This window comes from Stenotrophomonas sp. 57 (assembly GCF_030291075.1).
Lineage (GTDB): Bacteria > Pseudomonadota > Gammaproteobacteria > Xanthomonadales > Xanthomonadaceae > Stenotrophomonas.
This window is the reverse complement of sequence record NZ_CP127407.1, coordinates 3,809,203-3,829,681: the sequence shown is the minus strand read 5'-3', so window position 1 is coordinate 3,829,681 and position 20,479 is coordinate 3,809,203. Positions and strand designations below refer to the sequence as shown.

General features: G+C 67.1%; 20 protein-coding genes. 16 read left to right on the top strand and 4 right to left on the bottom strand.

The genetic code is table 11. The annotated features are described in order from the left end of the window. The first annotated feature begins 8 nt into the window (after window positions 1-8). Window positions 9-1,136 (top strand): NAD(P)-dependent alcohol dehydrogenase, encoded by a 1,128-nt coding sequence (locus QP512_RS17565; RefSeq protein ID WP_286069962.1) that lies wholly within the window; start codon window positions 9-11, stop codon window positions 1,134-1,136. Window positions 1,137-1,487: 351 nt separating this feature from the next. Then, window positions 1,488-2,582: a helix-turn-helix domain-containing protein gene (locus QP512_RS17560; protein WP_286069961.1), complete on the top strand. Its 1,095-nt coding sequence runs from the start codon at window positions 1,488-1,490 to the stop codon at window positions 2,580-2,582. Between the two features lie 35 nt (window positions 2,583-2,617). Here QP512_RS17560 and QP512_RS17555 read toward each other — a convergent pair whose 3' ends face one another. Next, window positions 2,618-3,100, bottom strand: a complete 483-nt coding sequence (locus QP512_RS17555) for a YajQ family cyclic di-GMP-binding protein (protein WP_005419468.1) — start codon at window positions 3,098-3,100, stop codon at window positions 2,618-2,620. Between the two features lie 91 nt (window positions 3,101-3,191). Between QP512_RS17555 and QP512_RS17550 the strand changes: the two genes are divergently transcribed. The 3 genes from QP512_RS17550 to QP512_RS17540 all read left to right on the top strand — a co-directional run bounded on the left by QP512_RS17550 (window position 3,192) and on the right by QP512_RS17540 (window position 5,987). Next, a complete protein-coding gene (locus QP512_RS17550; RefSeq protein ID WP_286069960.1) occupies window positions 3,192-4,088 on the top strand; it encodes a DMT family transporter in 897 nt (298 codons plus the stop codon). A gap of 205 nt (window positions 4,089-4,293) precedes the next feature. After that, window positions 4,294-5,301 (top strand): methionine ABC transporter ATP-binding protein, encoded by a 1,008-nt coding sequence (locus QP512_RS17545; protein ID WP_014038545.1) that lies wholly within the window; start codon window positions 4,294-4,296, stop codon window positions 5,299-5,301. Continuing rightward, complete coding sequence (locus QP512_RS17540; protein ID WP_032961215.1) at window positions 5,298-5,987, top strand: methionine ABC transporter permease; 690 nt, start codon at window positions 5,298-5,300, stop codon at window positions 5,985-5,987. Before QP512_RS17545 ends, QP512_RS17540 begins: the two co-directional genes overlap by 4 nt. Window positions 5,988-6,057: 70 nt before the next feature. On the opposite strand, the gene QP512_RS17535 is transcribed toward QP512_RS17540, so the two are convergent. Continuing rightward, the gene (locus QP512_RS17535; protein WP_286069959.1) at window positions 6,058-6,660 is read right to left on the bottom strand and encodes a lipocalin family protein; all 603 of its coding nucleotides are present in this window, start codon (window positions 6,658-6,660) and stop codon (window positions 6,058-6,060) included. 128 nt (window positions 6,661-6,788) lie between these two features. Between QP512_RS17535 and QP512_RS17530 the strand changes: the two genes are divergently transcribed. Next, on the top strand, window positions 6,789-7,115 hold the full coding sequence (locus tag QP512_RS17530; RefSeq protein WP_286069958.1) for a hypothetical protein: 327 nt from the start codon (window positions 6,789-6,791) through the stop codon (window positions 7,113-7,115). A gap of 69 nt (window positions 7,116-7,184) precedes the next feature. Next, window positions 7,185-9,281: a prolyl oligopeptidase family serine peptidase gene (locus tag QP512_RS17525; protein WP_286069957.1), complete on the top strand. Its 2,097-nt coding sequence runs from the start codon at window positions 7,185-7,187 to the stop codon at window positions 9,279-9,281. A gap of 110 nt (window positions 9,282-9,391) precedes the next feature. Here the strand turns inward: QP512_RS17525 and QP512_RS17520 are convergent, their stop codons facing one another. Then, complete coding sequence (locus QP512_RS17520) at window positions 9,392-10,579, bottom strand: pyridoxal phosphate-dependent aminotransferase (protein ID WP_286069956.1); 1,188 nt, start codon at window positions 10,577-10,579, stop codon at window positions 9,392-9,394. 191 nt (window positions 10,580-10,770) lie between these two features. On the opposite strand from QP512_RS17520, the gene QP512_RS17515 reads away from it, so the two are divergent. The 8 genes from QP512_RS17515 (at window position 10,771) to hslU (ending at window position 18,308) form a co-directional block, all read left to right on the top strand. After that, window positions 10,771-12,882: a S9 family peptidase gene (locus QP512_RS17515; protein ID WP_286069955.1), complete on the top strand. Its 2,112-nt coding sequence runs from the start codon at window positions 10,771-10,773 to the stop codon at window positions 12,880-12,882. A 55-nt stretch (window positions 12,883-12,937) separates the two neighbouring features. Continuing rightward, entirely contained in the window at window positions 12,938-13,363 is a 426-nt protein-coding gene (locus tag QP512_RS17510; protein ID WP_286069954.1) for a YbaN family protein, read from the top strand. Between the two features lie 163 nt (window positions 13,364-13,526). Next, the gene (locus QP512_RS17505) at window positions 13,527-13,778 is read left to right on the top strand and encodes a lipoprotein (RefSeq protein ID WP_286069953.1); all 252 of its coding nucleotides are present in this window, start codon (window positions 13,527-13,529) and stop codon (window positions 13,776-13,778) included. After that, on the top strand, window positions 13,771-14,622 hold the full coding sequence (gene dapF, locus QP512_RS17500; protein ID WP_286069951.1) for a diaminopimelate epimerase: 852 nt from the start codon (window positions 13,771-13,773) through the stop codon (window positions 14,620-14,622). Before QP512_RS17505 ends, dapF begins: the two co-directional genes overlap by 8 nt. Then, the gene (locus tag QP512_RS17495) at window positions 14,619-15,293 is read left to right on the top strand and encodes a DUF484 family protein (protein WP_286069950.1); all 675 of its coding nucleotides are present in this window, start codon (window positions 14,619-14,621) and stop codon (window positions 15,291-15,293) included. Before dapF ends, QP512_RS17495 begins: the two co-directional genes overlap by 4 nt. A gap of 13 nt (window positions 15,294-15,306) precedes the next feature. Continuing rightward, window positions 15,307-16,203 carry a tyrosine recombinase XerC gene (xerC, locus tag QP512_RS17490; RefSeq protein ID WP_286069949.1) on the top strand — a complete coding sequence of 299 codons (897 nt, stop codon included), beginning with the start codon at window positions 15,307-15,309 and terminating at the stop codon, window positions 16,201-16,203. 85 nt (window positions 16,204-16,288) lie between these two features. Then, window positions 16,289-16,840, top strand: coding sequence for an ATP-dependent protease subunit HslV (hslV, locus tag QP512_RS17485; RefSeq protein WP_005411093.1), 552 nt, complete (start codon window positions 16,289-16,291; stop codon window positions 16,838-16,840). Window positions 16,841-16,934: 94 nt separating this feature from the next. Beyond that, window positions 16,935-18,308, top strand: a complete 1,374-nt coding sequence (hslU, locus tag QP512_RS17480) for an ATP-dependent protease ATPase subunit HslU (protein WP_087924230.1) — start codon at window positions 16,935-16,937, stop codon at window positions 18,306-18,308. Between the two features lie 111 nt (window positions 18,309-18,419). Here hslU and smeT read toward each other — a convergent pair whose 3' ends face one another. Next, window positions 18,420-19,079 carry an efflux transporter SmeDEF transcriptional repressor SmeT gene (gene smeT / locus QP512_RS17475; RefSeq protein WP_286069945.1) on the bottom strand — a complete coding sequence of 220 codons (660 nt, stop codon included), beginning with the start codon at window positions 19,077-19,079 and terminating at the stop codon, window positions 18,420-18,422. 210 nt (window positions 19,080-19,289) lie between these two features. Here smeT and smeD point away from each other — a divergent pair, with 210 nt between their 5' ends. Further along, entirely contained in the window at window positions 19,290-20,474 is a 1,185-nt protein-coding gene (smeD, locus tag QP512_RS17470; RefSeq protein WP_286069943.1) for a multidrug efflux RND transporter periplasmic adaptor subunit SmeD, read from the top strand. The last annotated feature ends 5 nt before the right edge of the window (window positions 20,475-20,479 follow it).

The window sequence follows — 20,479 nt, the reverse complement described above, 5'->3', positions numbered from 1 at the left end:
CCATCACGATGAACGACAAGACCACAACCCACGAGATCACCGCTGCCGTGGTCCGCGGCAAAGAACAGCCCTTCGTCATCGAGCAGGCCCGGCTGCGTGGCCCGCAGGACGACGAGGTATTGGTGAAGGTGGTGGCGACGGGCCTGTGCCACACCGACCTGATCGTGCGCGACCAGTACTACCCGGTGCCGCTGCCGGCAGTGCTCGGCCATGAGGGGGCTGGCATCGTCGAGGCGGTGGGCCCGAACGTGCGCGACCTCAAGGTGGGCGACCATGTGGTGCTGACCTATGGCGCCTGCGGTCACTGCAATCCCTGCCGGGGCGGCCACGGTGCCTACTGCAATGACTTCTTTGCGCTGAACTTCGGTGGCGATGATGGCCACGGCCATACCGCGATCACCGATGCGCAGGGCCAGCCGCTGCACGACCATTTCTTCGCGCAGTCTTCGTTTGCCACCTTCGCCATCGCGCGCGAGATCAACGCGATCAAGGTACCCGACGATGCGCCGCTGGAACTGCTGGGCCCGCTGGGCTGCGGCATCCAGACCGGTGCCGGTGCGGTGCTCAATTCGCTGCAGGTGCGGTCGGGCAGCAGTTTCGCCAGCTACGGTGCCGGCGCGGTGGGCCTGAGTGCGGTGATGGCGGCGAAGGTGGCCGGTGCCACCACCATCATCGCCATCGACGTGGTGCCCTCGCGGCTGGAGCTGGCGCTGGAACTGGGCGCCACCCACGTGGTGAACAGCCGCGAAACCGACGTGATCGAGGCCGTACGCGCGATTACCGGCGGTGGTGCGGACTTCGCGCTGGAATCGACCGGTCGCCCTGAGGTGCTGTCGGCGGGTATCGAGGCGCTGGGCGGCTTGGGCATGATGGGCGTGGTCGGCGCACCGAAGCTGGGCACCACCGCCAGTTTCGATGTGAACAACCTGCTGCTCGGTGGTCGCAGCATCCGCGGCATCGTGGAAGGCGACAGCGTGCCGCAGGTGTTCATTCCGCAGCTGGTCACGCTGTTCCTGCAGGGCCGCTTCCCGTTCGACAAGCTGGTGAAGTTCTATCCGCTGGAACAGATCAACCAGGCGGCGGAGGACAGTACGAAGGGAATCACGCTCAAGCCGATTCTGCGCATCGCGGCCTGAGCAGAGGGTGGGATTGCAGGGCTGCGCCCTGCACCCGCCGAAGCAACGGCAAAAGCAAAAGCGGGCATTCCGTGGGATGGCGGGGTGGGGCCGGTTGCGGGGGACGCCGTGAATACGTCCGTGTAGGCTCGGTCGCGCCATCCGTGGCGCTCACGCCCCCGCAACCGGACCCACCCCGCCTTCGACAGGTTCCCGCGGCTGTTGGTGGGTGCCGACCGTTGGTCGGCACGGGGTCGGATCCGTTTTCCAAAGGAAAACGGCTTTGACCCCTTGTTTGAACCGCTGGCGGAAACATTCCGTTGTCGGAACGTAACGTGGCGTTGCCGCCGACGGGTGTACGCTGCCTCCATGATGGCCACGACAGTCGGGCAGCAGCAGTTGATGGCGGCACGTGCCGCCTTCGCGGAGGGCGATCCGCGCTCATTGGGCGTGTTGCCGCTGCCACTGCAGCAGTCATGGCTGCGGTCACGCGCGGCAGGCCTGCTGCCCGGGCAGGAGCCGGAGTACCGTCCGTTGCTGGGCGATGGCCGGCATCTTTCCGATCCCGGCGACCGCCGGCTGGCGCGCTGCGTGCGGCCGGAGCTGGAACAGTTGTGGGCTGCCTTTGGTGGGCGTGGATGGACGATGTTCTGCGCCAATCGCGAAGGCGTGGTGATCGCGCAGCAGGCCCATGGCCTGGAAGATGCGCCCCTGCTGCGACCGATCCAGGTCGGTCGGCGGCTGGGGGAGACGGAGATCGGTACTACCGCCCCGGCGGTGAGCCTGGCTGACGACGTGCCGGCGCTGGTACGCGGCAACGAGCACTACCTGCAGCGCTTTGCGCCGGTGTTCTGCCTCAGCGAGCCGCTGCATGATCTTGAGGGGCAGGTATGCGGAGTGATCGATATCACCGGCCTGGGTGAGCGCGATCCCTCGTTGCTGCAGGGCTATTTCCGGCAGGCCGCTCTGGCCAGCGAGAACCGGCTGTTCCACACGCTTGCCGACGTGCACCTGTTGGCGCTGCAGCACGATCCACGTTGGCTGGCGTCACCGTTGCAGGGCCTGTTGGCGGTGCAGGAGGACGGCCAACTGCGCGCGGCCAACCGTGTTGCGCGGCGCCTGCTGGGCCTGCCGCGTCGGGGGCCGTTGCCGTTGTTGAACCTGGAAAGCCTGTTTGCCGGCGCCAGTGCCGCGCAGCGGCGAAGCCTGCTGCAACCCGGGGCGCCGCATCGGGTGCGGGTGGGCGAGGGCAGTGCGGTTTACCTGCAGCACCTGCAGGCGCCGCGGAAGGTCGCTGGCCGCAGTGCGCAACGGCCTTCAGCGGTGGCGATGGATGCACCGCTGCTGCGTGATCAGCAGCGTGACGCGGCGCGCCGTGCCGCGCAGGCGGCGGACGGCAATCTGAGCCTGGCCGCACGCCAGCTGGGTATCTCGCGCACCACGTTGTACAAGCTGCTGCGCGGTTGACGTTGCAGTCCGCCGGGCCATGCCCGGCGGGCAGATCAATCGCGGAAATTGTTGAACTGCAGCGGCAGCTCGAACTTGCCGGCCTTGAGCACGGCGATGGCGTCCTGCAGGTCATCGCGCTTCTTGCCCTGCACACGCAGCTTGTCGCCGTTGATCTGGCTTTCCACCTTCAGCTTCGCCTCCTTCAGCGCGGCGGCGATCTTCTTGGCGATCTTCTGCTCGATGCCCTGCTTGACGGTGATCTTCTGCCGGGCCTGGGCCAGGTTGGTCTCGATGTCGCCGAACTCCAGGCTGAGCACATCGATGCCGCGCGCGGCCAGGCGTGCACGCAGGATGTCGTTCATCTGCTTGAGCTGGAATTCGGTCGGCGCGAACTGGTTGATCACATCGCCATCGCGCTCGAACTTCGCGTCCACGCCCTTGAAATCGAAGCGGGTGGCCAGTTCGCGGTTGGCCTGGTCGATGGCGTTGGTCAGTTCGTGGGTGTCGACTTCAGACACGACGTCGAAGGAAGGCATGGGCGTGGCTCCGCGGAATTCAGTGGCGGCCATTCTATCGCGGCGCCCATGCCCGGCGCCCGGCGGGGCGCGCGGTCGGCGATAATGGGCCATGAACGTGCAACGCTCCCCTTCGCGCGCGGTGGCCTGGATGGTCGCGGCGGTCGCCTGTTTCTCGCTGATGGACGCTGGCATGAAGCAGCTGTCGGCCAGTTATCCCACGCTGGAAGTGACCTTCCTGCGCGGTGCGGCCTCTTTGCCGTTCGTGCTGGTGTGGGTGCTGGTCAGTGCCGGGCCACGCTCGCTGGTGCCGCGGCGCTGGGGCCTGCACCTGCTGCGTGGCGCGCTGGGCATGGCGATGATCGGCTGCTTCGTGTTCGCCCTGCGCGACCTGCCGCTGTCCACCGCCTACACCATCTACTTCGTTGCGCCGCTGCTGATCGCGGCGTTGTCGGTGCCGCTGCTGGGTGAGCGGGTCGGGCCGCGCCGCTGGGTGGCCATCGGCATCGGCCTGATCGGCGTGCTGGTGGTGCTGCGACCGGGCGTGGACGGCTTCATCTCGGTGCCCGGCCTGATGGTGCTGGCGGCGGCGACGGCCTATGCCGTGGCCGCGATCACGGTCAGCCTCCTGACCCGCACCGACACCTCGCAGTCGATGGTGGTCTGGTTCCTGGTGATCATGGCCATCGGTGCCGGGCTGCTGGCCCTTCCCCGCTGGGTGCCGCTGCAGCTGGCGCATGCGCCGCTGATCGCCGGCATGGGCCTGGCCGGGGCGCTGGGCCAGATCGCCCTGACCAAGGCCTTCCAGCTGGGCGAGGCGTCGATGATCGCGCCGCTGGAGTACAGCGGCCTGGTCTGGGTGATCGGCTGGGACTTGGCCTTCTGGGGCCAGCTGCCGGACGGCTACACCTGGGTGGGGGCGGCGATCATCGTGGCTTCGGGCCTGTACCTGCTGCACCGCGAGCGCATGAACCGGGTGCAGCCGCCGAAGCCCCTGGACCATCCCTGAATCTGCCCGGGATGGGGTCAGAGCCCCTTCGGGGATCCGACCCCGGGGGCAGACCCTCGCAGGGGCTCTGACCCCCACCGTCATCCCCGTTACACGCGACTTAGAACCAAAAGGAATAACATTCTGGCCCATGGCGCGGGCGCGCGAGCGCCGGCGCTGGTAGGCTGCACGCCCCCTTCCGTCACCCAGCCGGTGAGCCACGCCCGTGATCGAGTTCCAGCGCCTGCACAAATCCTATGCCGTTGCCGGCCGCGAAGTCAGCGCGCTGCAACCGCTGGACCTGACCATCGAAGCCGGTGAGGTGTTCGGCATCATCGGCCATTCCGGCGCCGGCAAGTCGACCCTGATCCGCATGATCAACCGCCTGGAAGAGCCCAGCGGTGGCCGTCTGCTGATCGGCGGCGAGGATGTCACCGCACTGGACGCGGATGGCCTGCGCACGCTGCGCCGGCGCATCGGCATGATCTTCCAGCACTTCAACCTGCTCTCCTCGCGCACGGTGGCCGGCAATGTGGCCTTCCCACTGGAGCTGGCCGGCACGCCGAAGGCGGAGATCGACGCGCGTGTGGCCGAGCTGCTGCAGACCGTTGGCCTGGAGGCGCACGCGCAGAAGTACCCGGCGCAGCTGTCCGGCGGCCAGAAGCAGCGCGTGGGCATTGCGCGCGCGCTGGCGACCCGTCCGCAGATCCTGCTGTGTGACGAAGCCACCAGCGCGCTCGACCCGCAGACCACGGCCTCGGTGCTGTCGCTGCTGTCGAAGATCAATCGCGAGCTGGGCCTGACCATCGTGCTGATCACCCACGAGATGGATGTGATCCGCCGCGTCTGCGACCGCGTCGCGGTACTCGACGCTGGGCAGATGGTCGAGACCGGACCGGTCACCCGCGTGTTCCTGCACCCGCAGCACCCGACCACGCGCCGGTTCGTCAGTGAATCGGAGCATGTGGACGAGGGTGCGCTGCACCGCGATTTCGACGTGGTCGGCGGCCGCATCGTGCGCCTGACGTTCCTCGGTGGCGACACCTACGAACCCCTGCTCGGCAGTGTCGCGCGGCAGACCGGCGTCGACTACAACATCCTGTCCGGCCGCATTGACCGGATCAAGGACACCCCGTATGGCCAGCTGGTGGTCGCCCTGGTGGGCGGCGACCAGTCCGCCGCGCAGGCCGCGTTCGTGGCCGCCGGCGTGCATGTTGAGGAACTGCGTCGATGATCATCGCTACTGCCGGCGGCTTCTTCCGCCACCTGGATGCGGGCAAGTGGGCCGACATCGGCCAGGCCACCATCGACACCCTGCTGATGCTGCTCGGTTCGCTGCCGCTGACCCTGGCCATCGGCCTGCCGCTGGGCGTGCTGCTGTACCTGTTCGGCGCACCGCAGATGAAGCGCCGTCCGTTCGCCTATGGCGTGCTGGCGCTGGTGGTGAACCTGCTGCGCTCGGTGCCTTTCATCATCCTGATGATCGTGCTGATTCCGGTCACCCTGTTCCTGATGGGAACCTCGCTGGGCGTGCGTGGTGCGATCGTGCCGCTGGTCATTGGTGCCGCACCGTTCTATGCGCGCCTGGTCGAGACCGCGTTGCGCGAGGTTGACCGCGGCGTGATCGAAGCGACCCAGGCGATGGGCGCCACCACCTGGCAGCTGGTTACCCGCGTGCTGCTGCCGGAAGCGCGCCCGGGCCTGATCGCCGGTGCGACGGTGACCACCGTCGCGCTGATCGGTTTCACCGCGATGGGCGGCGCCATCGGTTCCGGCGGCCTGGGCGATCTGGCGTTCCGCGACGGCTACCAGCGTTCGCACACCGACGTGGCGCTGGTCACCGTGGTCCTGCTGCTGGTGCTGGTGCAGCTGCTGCAGATGCTCGGCGACCGTCTGGTCGCACACTACAGCCGCAGATAACAGAATGCCGGGCGGCGCCCGGCATCTCGTTCGGGTAGTGCCGGCCGCTGGCCGGCAATCCCACGCGCGATCAACGCACGTTCGGCACTTCGTAGCCCAGCTTGCCGACCTGCTCGGGATGCTGCGGTACGCGCTTGAGCTTGTCGGTATTCACGCCGTACTCGTCGCGCAGGCGCTCGGCCAGCTCCTTGTACAGCGCCTTGTCCATGTCCGGCGTGCGCGAGAAGATCCAGGCCATCTCGCGGCCCGGGTACCCGATCAGCGCCCAGGAGTAATCCGGTGCCACTTCCAGCACCCGCGAATGGGTCGGCACTACGCGGTAGAACCAGGTGCGCCAGCCGTGGTTGCCGCTGTCCGGGTCGACGCTGGCGCGGGCACGCACTTCCTGCAGCGGTTCACCGAAGCCATCGCGATAGCGGTAGGTGATGCCGACCTTGTGCGCGTCGCGCAGCTCGTACTCGTTGACGCTGGCGACATGGCCACGTTCGATGAAGTTCGGCACGCGGCCGATCACATACCAGGTGCCCATGAAGCGCTTCAGGTCAATCGGTGCGTCCAGGGCGGCCGCACCAGAGGCGCTGGTACGGGGCGACGGCGGCTCACTGGCGGCCACGGCGGGGCCGGCCAGTGAAAGGGCCAGCAGCACGGCGCAGAACGGGCGGATCGAAGTCATGCGGGAGCGGGCTCGGATGGGCTTTGCCCGAGCATGGTCGACTGTGCGTGCGGGATCCGTCAATGGTGTCGCAACCTGTGAGAAGGGACAGGCCCAAGCTGTGTTGCATCGTCCACCGGAGAAGCCCCATGAACGCACGTTCCGTCCGCCGCCCTGCAACTGAACGCGTCAGCCTGGAGCGCACCGACCCGCGCCTGCTGCGCAGCGTGCGGCAGGTGGCCCTGGCCGGCCTGGCCCTGGTACTGGTATGGCCCGCCGCGCGTGGCAGCAACGCCTGGCTGGGCTGGCTGCCGATGTGGCTGGTGGGCATGCCGCTGGTGGCATGGTGGGCGCTGCTGCGCTTCCCGCTGCCACGCCTGTCGTGGTTGCGGCTGGCGCGTCGCACCGGTGGACAGGCGCGTCGCCGCAGCCGTGGCGCGGCCGGTGGCCGCCGCGGCTCCACGGCGGCGGCCTGACCTTCGACACGGGGGCGGCCGTGGCGATCCATGCTAGCGTTCCTCGGCTTATGACTGCCTGGAGCTGCAATGTCACGATTCGCTTCCGCCTGCCTGCTGGCCGGCATGATGACCGCTGCCTCGGTGGGGACCGCCGTGGCCGCTGAAGACACCGATCGCTACGCCTGGCTCGAGGACGTCACCGGCGACAAGCCGCTGTCCTGGGTCAAGGAACAGAATGCCAAGTCCGAGGCGCGCCTGGCGCAGACCCCGGCCTTCAAGCAGATGGAGGCCAGCATCCGCGAGGTGCTCGACTCCGACGCCAAGATTCCCGCCGTGCAGAAGATCGGCGACTACTACTACAACTTCTGGAAGGACCAGCAGCACGAGCGTGGCCTGTGGCGGCGCACCACGCTGGCCGAGTACCGCAAGGCCTCGCCGCAGTGGGAAACCGTGCTCGACCTGGATGCGCTGAACAAGGCCGAGGGCGAAAACTGGGTCTGGCACGGCGCCGACTGCCTGCGCCCGGACTACAGTCGCTGCCTGATCGCGCTGTCGCGCGGCGGTGCTGATGCCGACGTCACCCGCGAGTTCGACCTGGCCAACAAGACCTGGATCAAGGACGGCTTCTTCCGTCCCGAGTCGAAGGGTGGCCTCAACTGGATCGATCGCGACACCGTGTTCGTCTACACCGACTTCGGCGCCGGCACGATGACCACGTCCGGCTACCCGCGCGTGGCCAAGCTGTGGAAGCGCGGCACGCCGATGGCCTCGGCCAGCGTGGTCTATGAAGGCAAGCCGGAGGACATGTACATCGCGGCGATGCACGATGACACCCCGGGCTTCGAACGCAACCTGGTCAGCCGCACGCTGGCGTTCTACAACAACGAGATCTACCTGCGTGGCGACGATGGCAGGCTGACCAAGATCGACGCGCCGAACTCGGCCGAGAAGGGCCTGCACAAGCAGTGGCTGACCCTGGAGCTGCGTGATCCGTGGACCGTCGGTGGCAAGACCTATGCGTCCGGTTCGCTGCTGGCGACCCGGCTGGACGACTTCCTGGCCGGCAAGCGCGAGTTCGACGTGCTGTTCACCCCGACCGCGACCACCTCGCTGGCCAGCGCCACCTGGACCAGGAGCCACCTGGTGCTGAACGTGCTGGACGACGTCAAGAACCGCCTGTCGGTGCTGACTCCGGGCGCCAATGGTTGGCAGACCAGCCGCTTTGTCGGTGCGCCGGCCTTCGGCACGCTGGGCGTGGCGGCGGTCGACAGCAATGACAGCGATGCGGTGTGGCTGACCGCCACCGACTACCTGACCCCGACCACGCTGGCACTGGCTGAAATCGGCCAGGCCCCGGAAACGCTGAAGACCATGCCGGCCTTCTTCGATGCCAAGGGCAAGGTGATCGAGCAGCACTTCGCCACCAGCAAGGACGGCACCCGCGTGCCGTACTTCGTGGTGCACGACAAGGCGATGAAGCTCGACGGCTCCAACCCGACCCTGCTGTACGGCTACGGTGGCTTCGAGATCTCGCTGACCCCGAGCTATTCCGGTGGCATGGGCCGCGCCTGGCTGGACAAGGGCGGCGTGTACGTGGTCGCCAACATCCGTGGCGGTGGCGAGTATGGCCCGCGCTGGCACCAGGCGGCGCTGAAGCAGAACCGTCACAAGGCCTATGAAGACATGGCCGCGGTGGCGCGCGATCTGGTCAAGCGCAAGATCACCACCGCCAAGCACCTGGGCGTGCAGGGCGGCAGCAACGGTGGCCTGTTGACCGGCAACATGCTCACCCAGTACCCGGAACTGTTCGGTGCGGTGGTGGTGCAGGTGCCGCTGCTGGACATGAAGCGCTACAGCCACCTGCTGGCCGGCGCCTCGTGGATGGCCGAGTACGGCAACCCGGACACCAGCGACTGGGAGTTCATCAAGACCTTCTCGCCGTACCACCTGTTCGACGCGAAGAAGAACTACCCGCCGGTGCTGTTCACCACCTCCACCCGCGATGACCGCGTGCACCCGGGCCATGCACGCAAGATGGCGGCGAAGATGATCGACGCCGGCAAGGACGTGACCTACTACGAGAACATCGAAGGTGGCCACGGCGGCGCAGCCAACAACGCGCAGGCTGCACACATGTCGGCGCTGGCCTACAGCTTCCTGTGGGAACGCCTCGGCGGTAAGTGATGGAATGAAAAACGCCGCCTTCGGGCGGCGTTTTTCGTTGGGTCCGCGTATCCACGTGGCGTGGAGCCAGTAGATCCACGCCATGCGTGGATGCTGTTCGAGCAGGGTGATCAGGTGCCCCAGCTCTTCAACCCACGCGCGATCCGCTCCACCGCCTCCTCCAATCGCGGCACTTCCTGCGTATAGGCCAACCGCACGTGCTGGTTCGAACGGTGGAAACCGAAATCCAGCCCCGGCGTGAATGCCACGTGCTCGGTTTCCAGAAAATGCGCGCAGAACGCCTGCGCGTCGTCGGTGAACGCGCTGACATCGGCGTACAGGTAGAACGCGCCCTGCGGCTCGACTTCGATGCGGAAGCCCAGTTCACGCAATGCCGGCAACAGGAAGTCGCGGCGCTGGCGGAATGCCTCCCGGCGCTGTTCGAAGATCGCCATCGCTTCGTCGCTGAAACACGCCAGCGCCGCATGCTGGGCAATGCTCGATGCGCTGATGTACAGGTTCTGCGCCAGCTTCTCCAGATCCGGTACTGCCGCCGGTGGTGCCACCAGCCAGCCCAGCCGCCAGCCGGTCATGCCGAAGTACTTGGAGAAGCTGTTCAGCACGAACGCACTGTCATCCACCTGCAGCACGCTGGGGGCATCCACGCCATAGGTCAGGCCGTGGTAGATCTCGTCCACCACCAGATGGCCGCCGCGCGCGTGCAGTGCCTTCGACAACGCCGCCAGTTCGTCGGCGGACAACACCGTGCCGGTGGGATTGGCCGGTGAGGCGACCAGCGCGCCGACGCTGTCCGCGTTCCAGTGCTGTTCGACCAGCGTTGGGGTGAGTTGATAGGCGGTCTCCGGCCCGACCGGCACCAGCTGCGCGCCGCCTTCCACCAGGCGCAGGAAGTGGCGGTTGCACGGGTAGCCGGGGTCGGCCAGCAGCCAGTGGCGGCCAGGGTCCACCAGCAGGCTGCTGGCCAGCAGCAGTGCGCCCGAGCCGCCGGGGGTGACCAGGATGCGTTCGGGGTCGATGTCCAGCGCGTAGTGGCTGCGATAGAAGCCGCTGATGGCCTGGCGCAGGGTCGGCAGGCCGCGTGCCGCGGTATAGCGGGTGTGGCCGGCAGCCAGTGCGGCCTGGCCGGCGCGCACGATCGGTTCGGCGGTGGTGAAGTCCGGCTCGCCGATCTCCAGGTGGATCACATCGTGGCCCGCCTGTTCCAGCGCCTGGGCGCGGGCCAGCAGGGACATCACGTGGAACGGGGCGATTTCATGGCTGCGCCGGCTGTAGCCCGGCGTGTGGGGCAGGGTACTCATGTGCCCATGGTACGCCGCGCGCCGGGCGAGGATCCCGTTTGCATGCAAAAGGGCTCCGACCCCAGCAGGAACCGCACCATGACGATCCGCAGGGTTGCTGCATCGCCGCGATTGGGGTCAGATCCCTTTTCGGGAAAAGGGATCTGACCCCGTCGAAGACCATTGCATTGAAGCGCCTGGAGCCTTATTTCATGAAATCCACCCTCTGCCTGTTGCTCGCCAGCCTGATGACCACCACTGCCAACGCCGCCCCCCTGCCTGTTCCGCCGGACGCCGCCAAGCATCCGCATGTGGTCAAGGCGCCGTTTGGCGCGACCCGCAACGATGACTACTACTGGCTGCGTGACGACAAGCGCGAGAACAAGGACATGCTGGCCTACCTGCAGGCCGAGAATGCCTATGCCGACCAGCTGCTGGCGCCGCTGAAGCCGCTGGAAGACACCCTGTACAAGGAGATCGTCGGCCGTATAAAGCAGGACGATTCCAGCGTGCCGGCGCGCGAGCGCGGCTACTGGTATTACAGCCGCTTCGAGACCGGCCAGGACTACCCGATCCATGCGCGCCGCAAGGGCAGCATGGACGCGGCCGAAGAAATCCTGCTGGACGTGAATGCGATGGCTGCCGGCAAGGGCTACTTCAGCGTCGGCTCGATGGAAGTGAGCCAGGACAACCAGCTGCTGGCCTGGGCCGAGGATGACGTCGGCCGTCGCCAGTACACGATCCGCTTCAAGGACCTGGCCACCGGCAAGGTGCTGCCCGATGTGATCACCGGCAGTTCCGGTGACCTGGTCTGGGCCGACGACAACCGCACCGTGCTGTACGTCGAGAACGATCCGGAAACGCTGCTGACCGTGCGGGTGAAGAAGCACGTGCTGGGTACCCCGGCCAGCGCCGACACCGTCGTCTACGAAGAGAAGGACGACAGCTTCTACATGGGCATCGGCCGCACCCGCGACGATCGCTTCATCACCATCGGCGTGCACAGCACCGTGTCCTCGGAAGAGCGCTACGCACCCGCCAGCGACCCGACCACGTTCACCGTGCTGGCGCCGCGCCAGCGCGACGTCGAGTACGACGCTGACCACTACGATGGCCGCTGGGTGATCCGCACCAACGACGGTGCGAAGAACTTCAAGCTGGTCACCGCACCGACCGATGCGACCTCGCGCGCGCAGTGGAAGGACTGGATCGCGCACGACGATGCCGTGTTCATCGAAGGCTTTGAGCTGTTCGACAGCTACACCGCCATCGCCGAGCGTTCGCAGGGCCTGGAACGCATCCGCCTGCTGTTCAAGGATGGCCGCAGCGACTACGTGAAGGCCGACGAGCCGGCCTATTCGATGGGCCTGGGCGACAACACCGAGGCCGACACTCCGTGGCTGCGGTATGTCTATACCTCGATGACCACCCCGACCACGGTGTTCGAACTGAATACCGCCACCGGCGAGCGGCGCCAGCTGAAGGTGCAGCCGGTGATCGGCTATGACGCCTCGAAGTACGAGACCGACCGCGTCTGGATCACCGCGCGCGATGGGGTGAAGGTGCCGGTGTCGCTGGTCTACCGCAAGGGTTACCAGAAGGACGGCAAGGGCGCGCTGTTCCAGTACGCCTACGGCAGCTACGGCATGTCGATGGACCCGTACTTCAACCAGACCGCGGTGAGCCTGCTCGACCGTGGCGTGGTGTATGCCATCGCCCATATCCGCGGTGGCCAGGAAATGGGCCGCGACTGGTACGAGAACGGCAAGCTGCTGCACAAGCAGAACACCTTCAACGACTTCATCGACGTCACCCGTGGCCTGGTGGCGCAGGGCTGGGCGGCGAAGGATCGCGTGGCGGCCTCCGGTGGCAGCGCCGGTGGCCTGCTGATGGGCGCGGTGGCCAACCAGGCGCCGCAGGACTACCGCGTGATGGTGGCGCAGGTGCCGTTCGTCGACGTGGTCACCACCATGCTCGACCCGACCATTCCGCTGACCACCAACGAGTACGACGAGTGGGGCAACCCGGAGCAGAAGCCGTACTACGACTACATGCTGTCCTACTCGCCCTACGACAACGTCAGGAAGCAGGCCTACCCGGCGCTGTTCGTGGGCACTGGCCTGTGGGATTCGCAGGTGCAGTACTGGGAACCGGCCAAGTGGGTGGCCAAGCTGCGTGACGACAACACCGGCCATTACCCGATCCTGTTCCGCACCAACATGGAAGCCGGCCACGGCGGCAAGTCGGGGCGCTTCCAGCGTTACCGCGAACTGTCCGAGTCGTATGCGTTCGTGCTGCAGCAGCTGGGCATCGCCCAGCCGTGACGGTGAACGGGGTGCCGGGCGTTGCCTGGCACCCTGAACCGGTATCCTTGCGGCCATGAGCGCGCCAGATCCTTCCGCCCCTCGCGACGCCACCACGACGTCGCGCGTGGTGCGTTTCCGCTGGGCGTGGTGGCTGCTGGCCTACGTCAGCCTGGGCACCGGCATCGTCGGCATCTTCGTGCCGGGCCTGCCGACCACCGTATTCATCCTGATTTCGGCCTGGGCCGCTTCGCGCGGCTCCGAGCGCCTGCATGCCTGGCTGCTGCAGCATCCGCGCTTCGGCCCGGCCATCGCCAACTGGCAGGCCCATGGTGCGGTGAGCCGCTACGGCAAGTGGATGGCCACGATCACCATGGCGGTGTGCGCCGGCATCATGCTGTGGTGCGTGCCGATCGCCTGGGTGAAGTGGTTCTCGATCGGCAGTATGACCGTGGTGGCGATCTGGCTGTGGACCCGGCCGCTGCCGCCGCCAGAAGGCTGAACATGGCCCGCCGTGGGCGGCCCGTGGCGGGTGGTCAGGGAGGGTAGACTCGACTGTTGGTCGACTATCGCGCGCAGCGCGGGTTTTTCACGGCCGTTGCAAGAGCGGTCGACCAACAGCCGACTCTACCAACCGCTCAGCCGCCAATGGCTATACTCGGGGCATGAAGATCCCCCATCGAAACGCCATCCTGATTCCGCTGGCAGCGGCCTCGCTGCTGTTCCTTGCCGCCTGCGGCAACAAGGGCCCGCTGGTACTGCCGCAGAAGCCGGTGCCGGTGGAAGAAACCGTTGAACCGGCAGCTGCGCCTGAAGCGACCCCGGCGACCACCCCGGCCGCCACCCAGCCGACCAGTGACGGCAGCCCTTCGGTCACTCCGGACCCGATCAAGCCGGTGGACGGCGGGAATGAGTAAGGGCGGTTCCAAGGCCCTGCGTTTCAGCAAGATGCATGGCGCGGGCAATGATTTCGTAGTGATCGACCTGCGTGACGGTACCTTGCCGCCCACGCCTGAACTGGCCGCGCGCCTGGCCGACCGTCACACCGGCGTCGGTTGCGATCAGATCCTGACCATCGAAGCGCCGCGCGCGGAAGGCTCGGTCGCCTCGTACCGGATCTGGAATGCCGACGGCTCCAATTCCGAACAGTGCGGCAACGGCGCGCGCTGCATCGCGGCCTGGCTGGTGCGCGAGGGCAGTGCACAGGGGGAGCAGTTCGTCATCGACAGCCCGCTGGCCAGCCACGAAGTGACGGTGCTGGGCGATGGGCAGTACGCAGTGACCATGGGCGTGCCCGCGTTCGAGCCGGCCAACGTGCCGCTGATGGGCTTTGCCCATGCGCGCGAGGAATACCTGCTGCCGCTGCAGGGTGAGAGCGTGCGCTTCGCCGCGGTATCGATGGGCAACCCGCACGCGGTGATCGAGGTGGGCCTGATCGATGCTGCACCGGTCGAGCGCGTCGGTGCGCTGCTGCAGCAGCACGCGTCGTTCCCGCGCTCGGTGAACGTGGGCTTTGCCCAGGTCATGGGCCCGGAGCATGCGCGCCTGCGCGTGTTCGAGCGTGGCGTCGGTGAGACGCTGGCCTGTGGCAGTGGCGCCTGCGCCGCCGCAGTGACCCTGATGCAGCGTGGACGCCTGCAGCGCGATGCACGCATCAGCCTGCCCGGTGGCGACCTGCGCATCCAGTGGCCAGGCGATGGCCAGCCGGTGGTGATGGCCGGCCCGACCGCATTCGTCTTCGAAGGGGAGTGGATCGCATGACCGAAACCGTCGACAAGCTCGGGGCCCACGAAGTCGCTGCCTGGTTGCGGCGTCATCCGGGCTTCCTGAAGCAGTTCCCGGACCTGGCATTGACCCTGGTGGTGCCACGCGATGACGGCCCGACCGCGTCGCTGGCCAGCTACCAGCTGGAAGTGCTGCGCGAGAAGAACCGCGAGCTGTCGCGACGGTTGGCCGATCTGGGCGCGACTGCCCAGGTCAACGAACGCCTGGCGGTGCGCACGCACCAGCTGACCCTGGCGTTGATGAAGCAGGACAACGCCGCCGACACCCTGCGTGCGATGGCCGCGTCGCTGCAGGAAGATTTCGCCGGTGATCTGGTGCGGCTGGTGGTGCACACGCCGGTGGCCGGGCTGGAACAGGCCGACTGGCTGCAGGTGATCGCCGCCGATGATCCGCAGCTGGGTCCATTCCGCGATTGCCTGAAGGACGGCGAACCGATCTGCGGCCGCCTGCAGCCGGAAAAGAACGCCGTGCTGTACGGCGTGCGCAGCGAGGAAGTGCAGACCACCGCGCTGCTGCCGCTGCCGGGTGTGGGCCTGATCGCGGTCGGCAGCCATGACCCGAACCGCTTCTATCCGGGCATGGGCACGTTGTTCCTGCGCATGATGGGCGACGCCCTGGTCGCCGGCCTGAAGCGCTTCGCGGGCTGAGCAGGACACGACGATGAGCGCGGTGCAGGCCTTCCTGCAGCACCTGCAGGTGGAGCGGCGGATGTCGGCGCATACGCTCGACGCCTACCGACGCGACCTGGACGCGCTGTCGCTGTGGGCCGAGCCGCGCGGTGTGGCGGTCGAGGCCCTGGATGCCGACGCGCTGCGCCAGTTCGTTGCCGACGAGCATCGGCGTGGCCTGTCGGCCAAGAGCCTGCAGCGCCGCCTGTCCGCCTGCCGCAGCTTCTACGCGTGGCTGCTCAAGCATGGCCGCATCGAGGTCAGCCCAGCCGCGACGCTGAAGGCGCCGCGTGCGCCGCGCCGGTTGCCGGAGGTGCTCGATGCCGACGAAGCCGTGCAGCTGGTCGAGCTGGAGCCGGAAGGCGAGCTGGGCCGCCGTGATCGCGCGCTGCTGGAGCTGTTCTATTCGTCGGGCCTGCGCCTGAGCGAAGTATGCGCACTGACCTGGCGCGACCTGGATTTCGACAGTGGCCTGGTCAACGTACTGGGCAAGGGCAACCGCCAGCGGCGGGTGCCGTTCGGCCGGCCGGCGCGCGAAGCGCTGCAGGCGTGGCGCGCGGAAAGTGGCGGTGGCCCGGCCTCGCCAGTGTTCCCCGGCCGCAACGGGCCGATCAGCCAACGCGCGGTGCAGATCCGCATCCGCCAGCTGGCGCAGCGCCAGGGCCTGTTCAAGCACGTGCACCCGCACATGCTGCGACACAGTTTCGCCAGCCACATCCTGGAATCCTCCGGCGACCTGCGTGGTGTGCAGGAACTGCTCGGCCATGCCGACATCGCTACCACGCAGATCTACACCCACCTCGACTTCCAGCATCTGGCCAAGGTCTACGATGCCGCGCACCCGCGCGCCAAGCGCCGCAACGGCAACGTGGGCGGCGGAGAAAGCTGAACGTTGTCCCTGCGGCAGCCGGTTGCGGGTGGCTTGAAGGACGCGGGGCAGTCCCCACCTCTGGTTCTGTCACCCCGGAGGCACCATGGACCCCAGTCAGAACCCCAACGTTTTCCACGCCACCACCATCGTCTGCGTCCGTCGCGGCGAGCACGTGGCCATTGCTGGCGACGGCCAGGTCACGCTGGGCCACACCGTGATGAAGGGCAACGCGCGCAAGGTGCGCCGCCTCGGCCGCGATGGCCAGGTGCTGGCCGGCTTCGCCGGTGCCGCCGCCGATGCCTTCACCCTGTTCGAGCTGTTCGAGGCCAAACTGGAAAAGCATGGCCAGCTGCAGCGCGCCGCCGTCGAGCTGGCCAAGGATTGGCGTACCGAACGCCGCCTGGGCAAGCTGGAAGCCCTGCTGGCCGTGGCCGACAAGGAAACCTCGCTGATCATCAGCGGCACCGGCGATGTGATCGAGCCGGAGGACGGCATCATCGCCATCGGTTCCGGTGGCTCCTACGCCCTTTCGGCTGCGCGTGCGCTGATGGCACACACCGAGCTGGATGCACGCACCATCGCCAGCGAGGCGATCGGCATTGCCGGCGACATCTGCATCTACACCAACCGCAACGTGGTGGTCGAGGAGCTTTGACCGCTCTTCTGTAGTGCCGAGCCATGCTCGGCAGGGCTGCCCGTCAGCCGAGCATGGCTCGGCTCTACATGCATCTGAATTCGTGAGCACATCCATGTCGAAGATCGAAGTTTCCTCCGCCACCATGACCCCGCGCGAGATCGTGCAGGAACTGGACCGGCATATCGTCGGCCAGCACGACGCCAAGCGCGCGGTGGCCATCGCCCTGCGCAACCGCTGGCGCCGCATGCAGCTGGTCCCTGAGCTGCGCAATGAAGTGATGCCGAAGAACATCCTGATGATCGGCCCCACCGGCGTCGGCAAGACCGAGATCGCGCGCCGCCTGGCCACCTTGGCCAACGCGCCGTTCGTAAAGGTCGAAGCGACCCGCTTCACCGAAGTCGGCTATGTCGGCAAGGACGTGGAGCAGATCATCCGCGACCTGGCCGATACCGCAGTGAAGCTCTATCGCGAACAGGCCAAGGTGCGCGTGCGTACCCAGGCCGAAGAACGCGCCGAAGACCGCATCCTTGATGCGCTGCTGCCACGCCGCAGCGGTGGCATCGGTTTCGATCCGGAAGTGGCGCGCAACGAGCCGTCGGCGCAGGACAACGAGACCCGCATCAAGTTCCGCAAGATGCTGCGCAACGGCGAGCTGGATGAGCGCGAGATCGAGCTCGACCTGGCCGCGAACGTGAGCATGGACATCATGACCCCGCCGGGCATGGAGGAAATGGGCCAGCAGCTGAAGTCGATGTTCGCCAACCTCGGCGGCGGCGCCAAGGCGCACAAGCGCACGCTGACCATCAAGGCCGCGCGTCCGCTGCTGATCGAGGAAGAGGCCGGCAAGCTGGTCAACGAAGACGACATCCGCACCGCGGCGATCGAAGCCTGCGAGCAGCACGGCATCGTGTTCATCGACGAGATCGACAAGGTCGCCAAGCGCGGTGACAACGTCGGTGGTGGCGACGTGTCGCGCGAAGGCGTGCAGCGCGATCTGCTGCCGCTGGTGGAGGGCTCCAACGTTTCCACCAAGTACGGCACGATCAAGACCGACCACATCCTGTTCATCGCCTCCGGCGCGTTCCACCTGGCCAAGCCCAGCGATCTGATCCCGGAGCTGCAGGGCCGCTTCCCGATCCGCGTCGAGCTGGGCGCGCTGAGCAAGGGTGACTTCGTGCGCATCCTGACCGAGCCGAAGGCCGCGCTGACCAAGCAGTACGAAGCGCTGCTGGCCACCGAAGGCGTCAAGGTCAGCTTCACCGCCGACGCCATCGAGCGCTTGGCCGAGATCGCCTTCCAGGTGAACGAGCGCCAGGAAAACATCGGTGCGCGTCGGCTGCACACGGTGCTGGAGCGCCTGCTGGATTCGCTCAGCTACGAGGCACCGGACCGCGATGGTGAGACCCTGGCCATCGACAGCGCCTACGTCGATGCACACCTGGGTGAGCTGGTGCAGGACCCGGACCTGAGCCGCTACATCCTGTAATGCCAGGTTCCCCACAGAAGGCCGCCGAAAGGCGGCCTTTTTTGTTTGTCCGTTCGCATCAACGCATGGCGTGGATCTACCACGGCAGCGCCGGGCCACGCCCGGCGACCCTCACACCTCCGGCAGCGGCTCGGGCACCGTGCCCGGCACGAACACGCCTTCCTTCACGTAGGCGGCCAGGGTCATGTCCAGCGCGAGCATGCCGTCGCGCTTGAGGTCCATCAGCTCCGGCTCGACCATCGCGCCATGCAGCACGCCCAGGATGGTGGCGTGCAGCATGCGCGCAGCGATCTTCGGGTCGGCGCCGTCGCGCAGCTGGCCCAGATCACCCGCACGTCGCAGGGCGCGCTCCATCCGCTCAAGGGCGTCGCGGAATCCCGCCTGCTGCAGTTCGGTCAGTACCCGGGTATCGGCGGAGGCATCGCTTCGCAGCATGATCTCCATGGTCTTGCGCAGGCGCTCGTCCTCGGACAGCTCGATGAACGAGTGGATCATCACCGCGCGCAGGTCGTGCACGGGGGTATCGCGCTGGTCGGTCGAGGTGCGCTCCAGCTCCTGCATGAAAGGCAGGTGCACGCGTTCGACGATCGCGGCCAGCACCTCGCTCTTGTTCTTGAAGTGCCAGTAGACCGCGCCCCGGGTGTAGCCGGCGCGGGCACCGATCATCTCCAGCGTGGTACGGGCCACGCCGTGTTCATGGAAGCAGGCTTCGGCGGCGTCAAGGATGCCTTCCCGGGTTGCCTGGGTGTCCTCTTTGGTCTTGCGGGCCATGGGTGTGAGTACGAGTGCGGGTGAAACGTGGCTGAATTGTACCGATTTACAAACAAACAATCATGTATGTATATTTCGCACCCATCATTCCCGCCGTGTGCGTGGCAGGCCGTTGCCGGCTGCTGCTCCCCGCCGGTGAGCGTTGTCTGCTGGCGCTTTCGGCCTGTATCAGCGCGTTTTGAGATCCCTTCCCCCAAGAGCCTTTCCGTCATGTTGCTGAGCCGAATCCGACCCATCGCGCTGTCGCTGGCCATCGCCGCGACCGTGGCTGCCTGTGGCGGCCAACCCCAGGCCCCCGAGCAGGGACCTGGCGACGTCACCGTGGTCACGCTGAAGTCCGAGACCGTGGGCCTGACCCGCGAACTGCCGGGCCGTACCAATGCTTTCCTGGTGGCTGAAGTGCGCCCGCAGGTCAGCGGCATCGTTGCCAAGCGCCTGTTCACCGAGGGCGGCATGGTCAAGGCCGGCGAGCCGCTGTACCAGATCGAGGACGCCAGCTACCGTGCCCAGGCCAACAGCGCCCGCGCCCAGCTGGCCCGCGCCGAAGCCACCGCCAATGCCGCCCGCCTGAGCGCCAGGCGCATCACCGAGCTGGCGAAGGTCGATGCGGTCAGCCAGCAGGATCTGGAAAACGCCGTGGCCGCGCAGAAGCAGGCCGAGGCGGATGTCGGTGCCGCCAAGGCCTCGCTGGATGCGGCCAACGTCACCCTCGGCTATGCCCGCATTACTGCGCCGATCAGCGGCCGCATCGGCAAGTCCAGCGTTACCCAGGGTGCGCTGGTCAGCGCCGGCCAGGCCAATGCACTGGCCACCGTGCAGCAGCTGGACCCGATCTACGTCGACCTGACCCAGTCCTCGGCCGAGTTGCTGCAGCTGCGCCGCGAGCTGGCCGCCGGCCGCCTGCAGGACAACCAGACGTTGCCGGTCAGCATCCTGATGGAAGACGGCAGCACCTTCGAGCACAAGGGCACGCTGGAGTTCTCCGAGGTCAGCGTCGATCCGACCACCGGCAGCTTCAGCCTGCGCGTGAAGGTGGACAACCCGGACGGCCTGCTGATGCCGGGCATGTACGTACGCGCGGTGATCGGCGGCGGCGTGCGCAGCGATGCGGTGCTGGTGCCGATGCAGGGCATCGCCCGCGATCCGAAGGGTGATACCACCGCGATGGTGGTCGGCAAGGACAACAAGGTTGAGGTGCGCCCGGTCAAGGTCAGCCGCACGGTTGGCGACAAGTGGCTGGTCGAGGACGGTCTGAAGGCCGGCGACAAGGTCATCGTCGAAGGCCTGCAGAAGATCGGCCCCGGCATGCCGGTCAAGGCCACCGAGAAGGGCGCTGCTCCGGCCAAGCCGGCAGCTGCCGCCCAGCCTGCCGCCCCGGCCGGCGACGCGAAGTAAGCGGA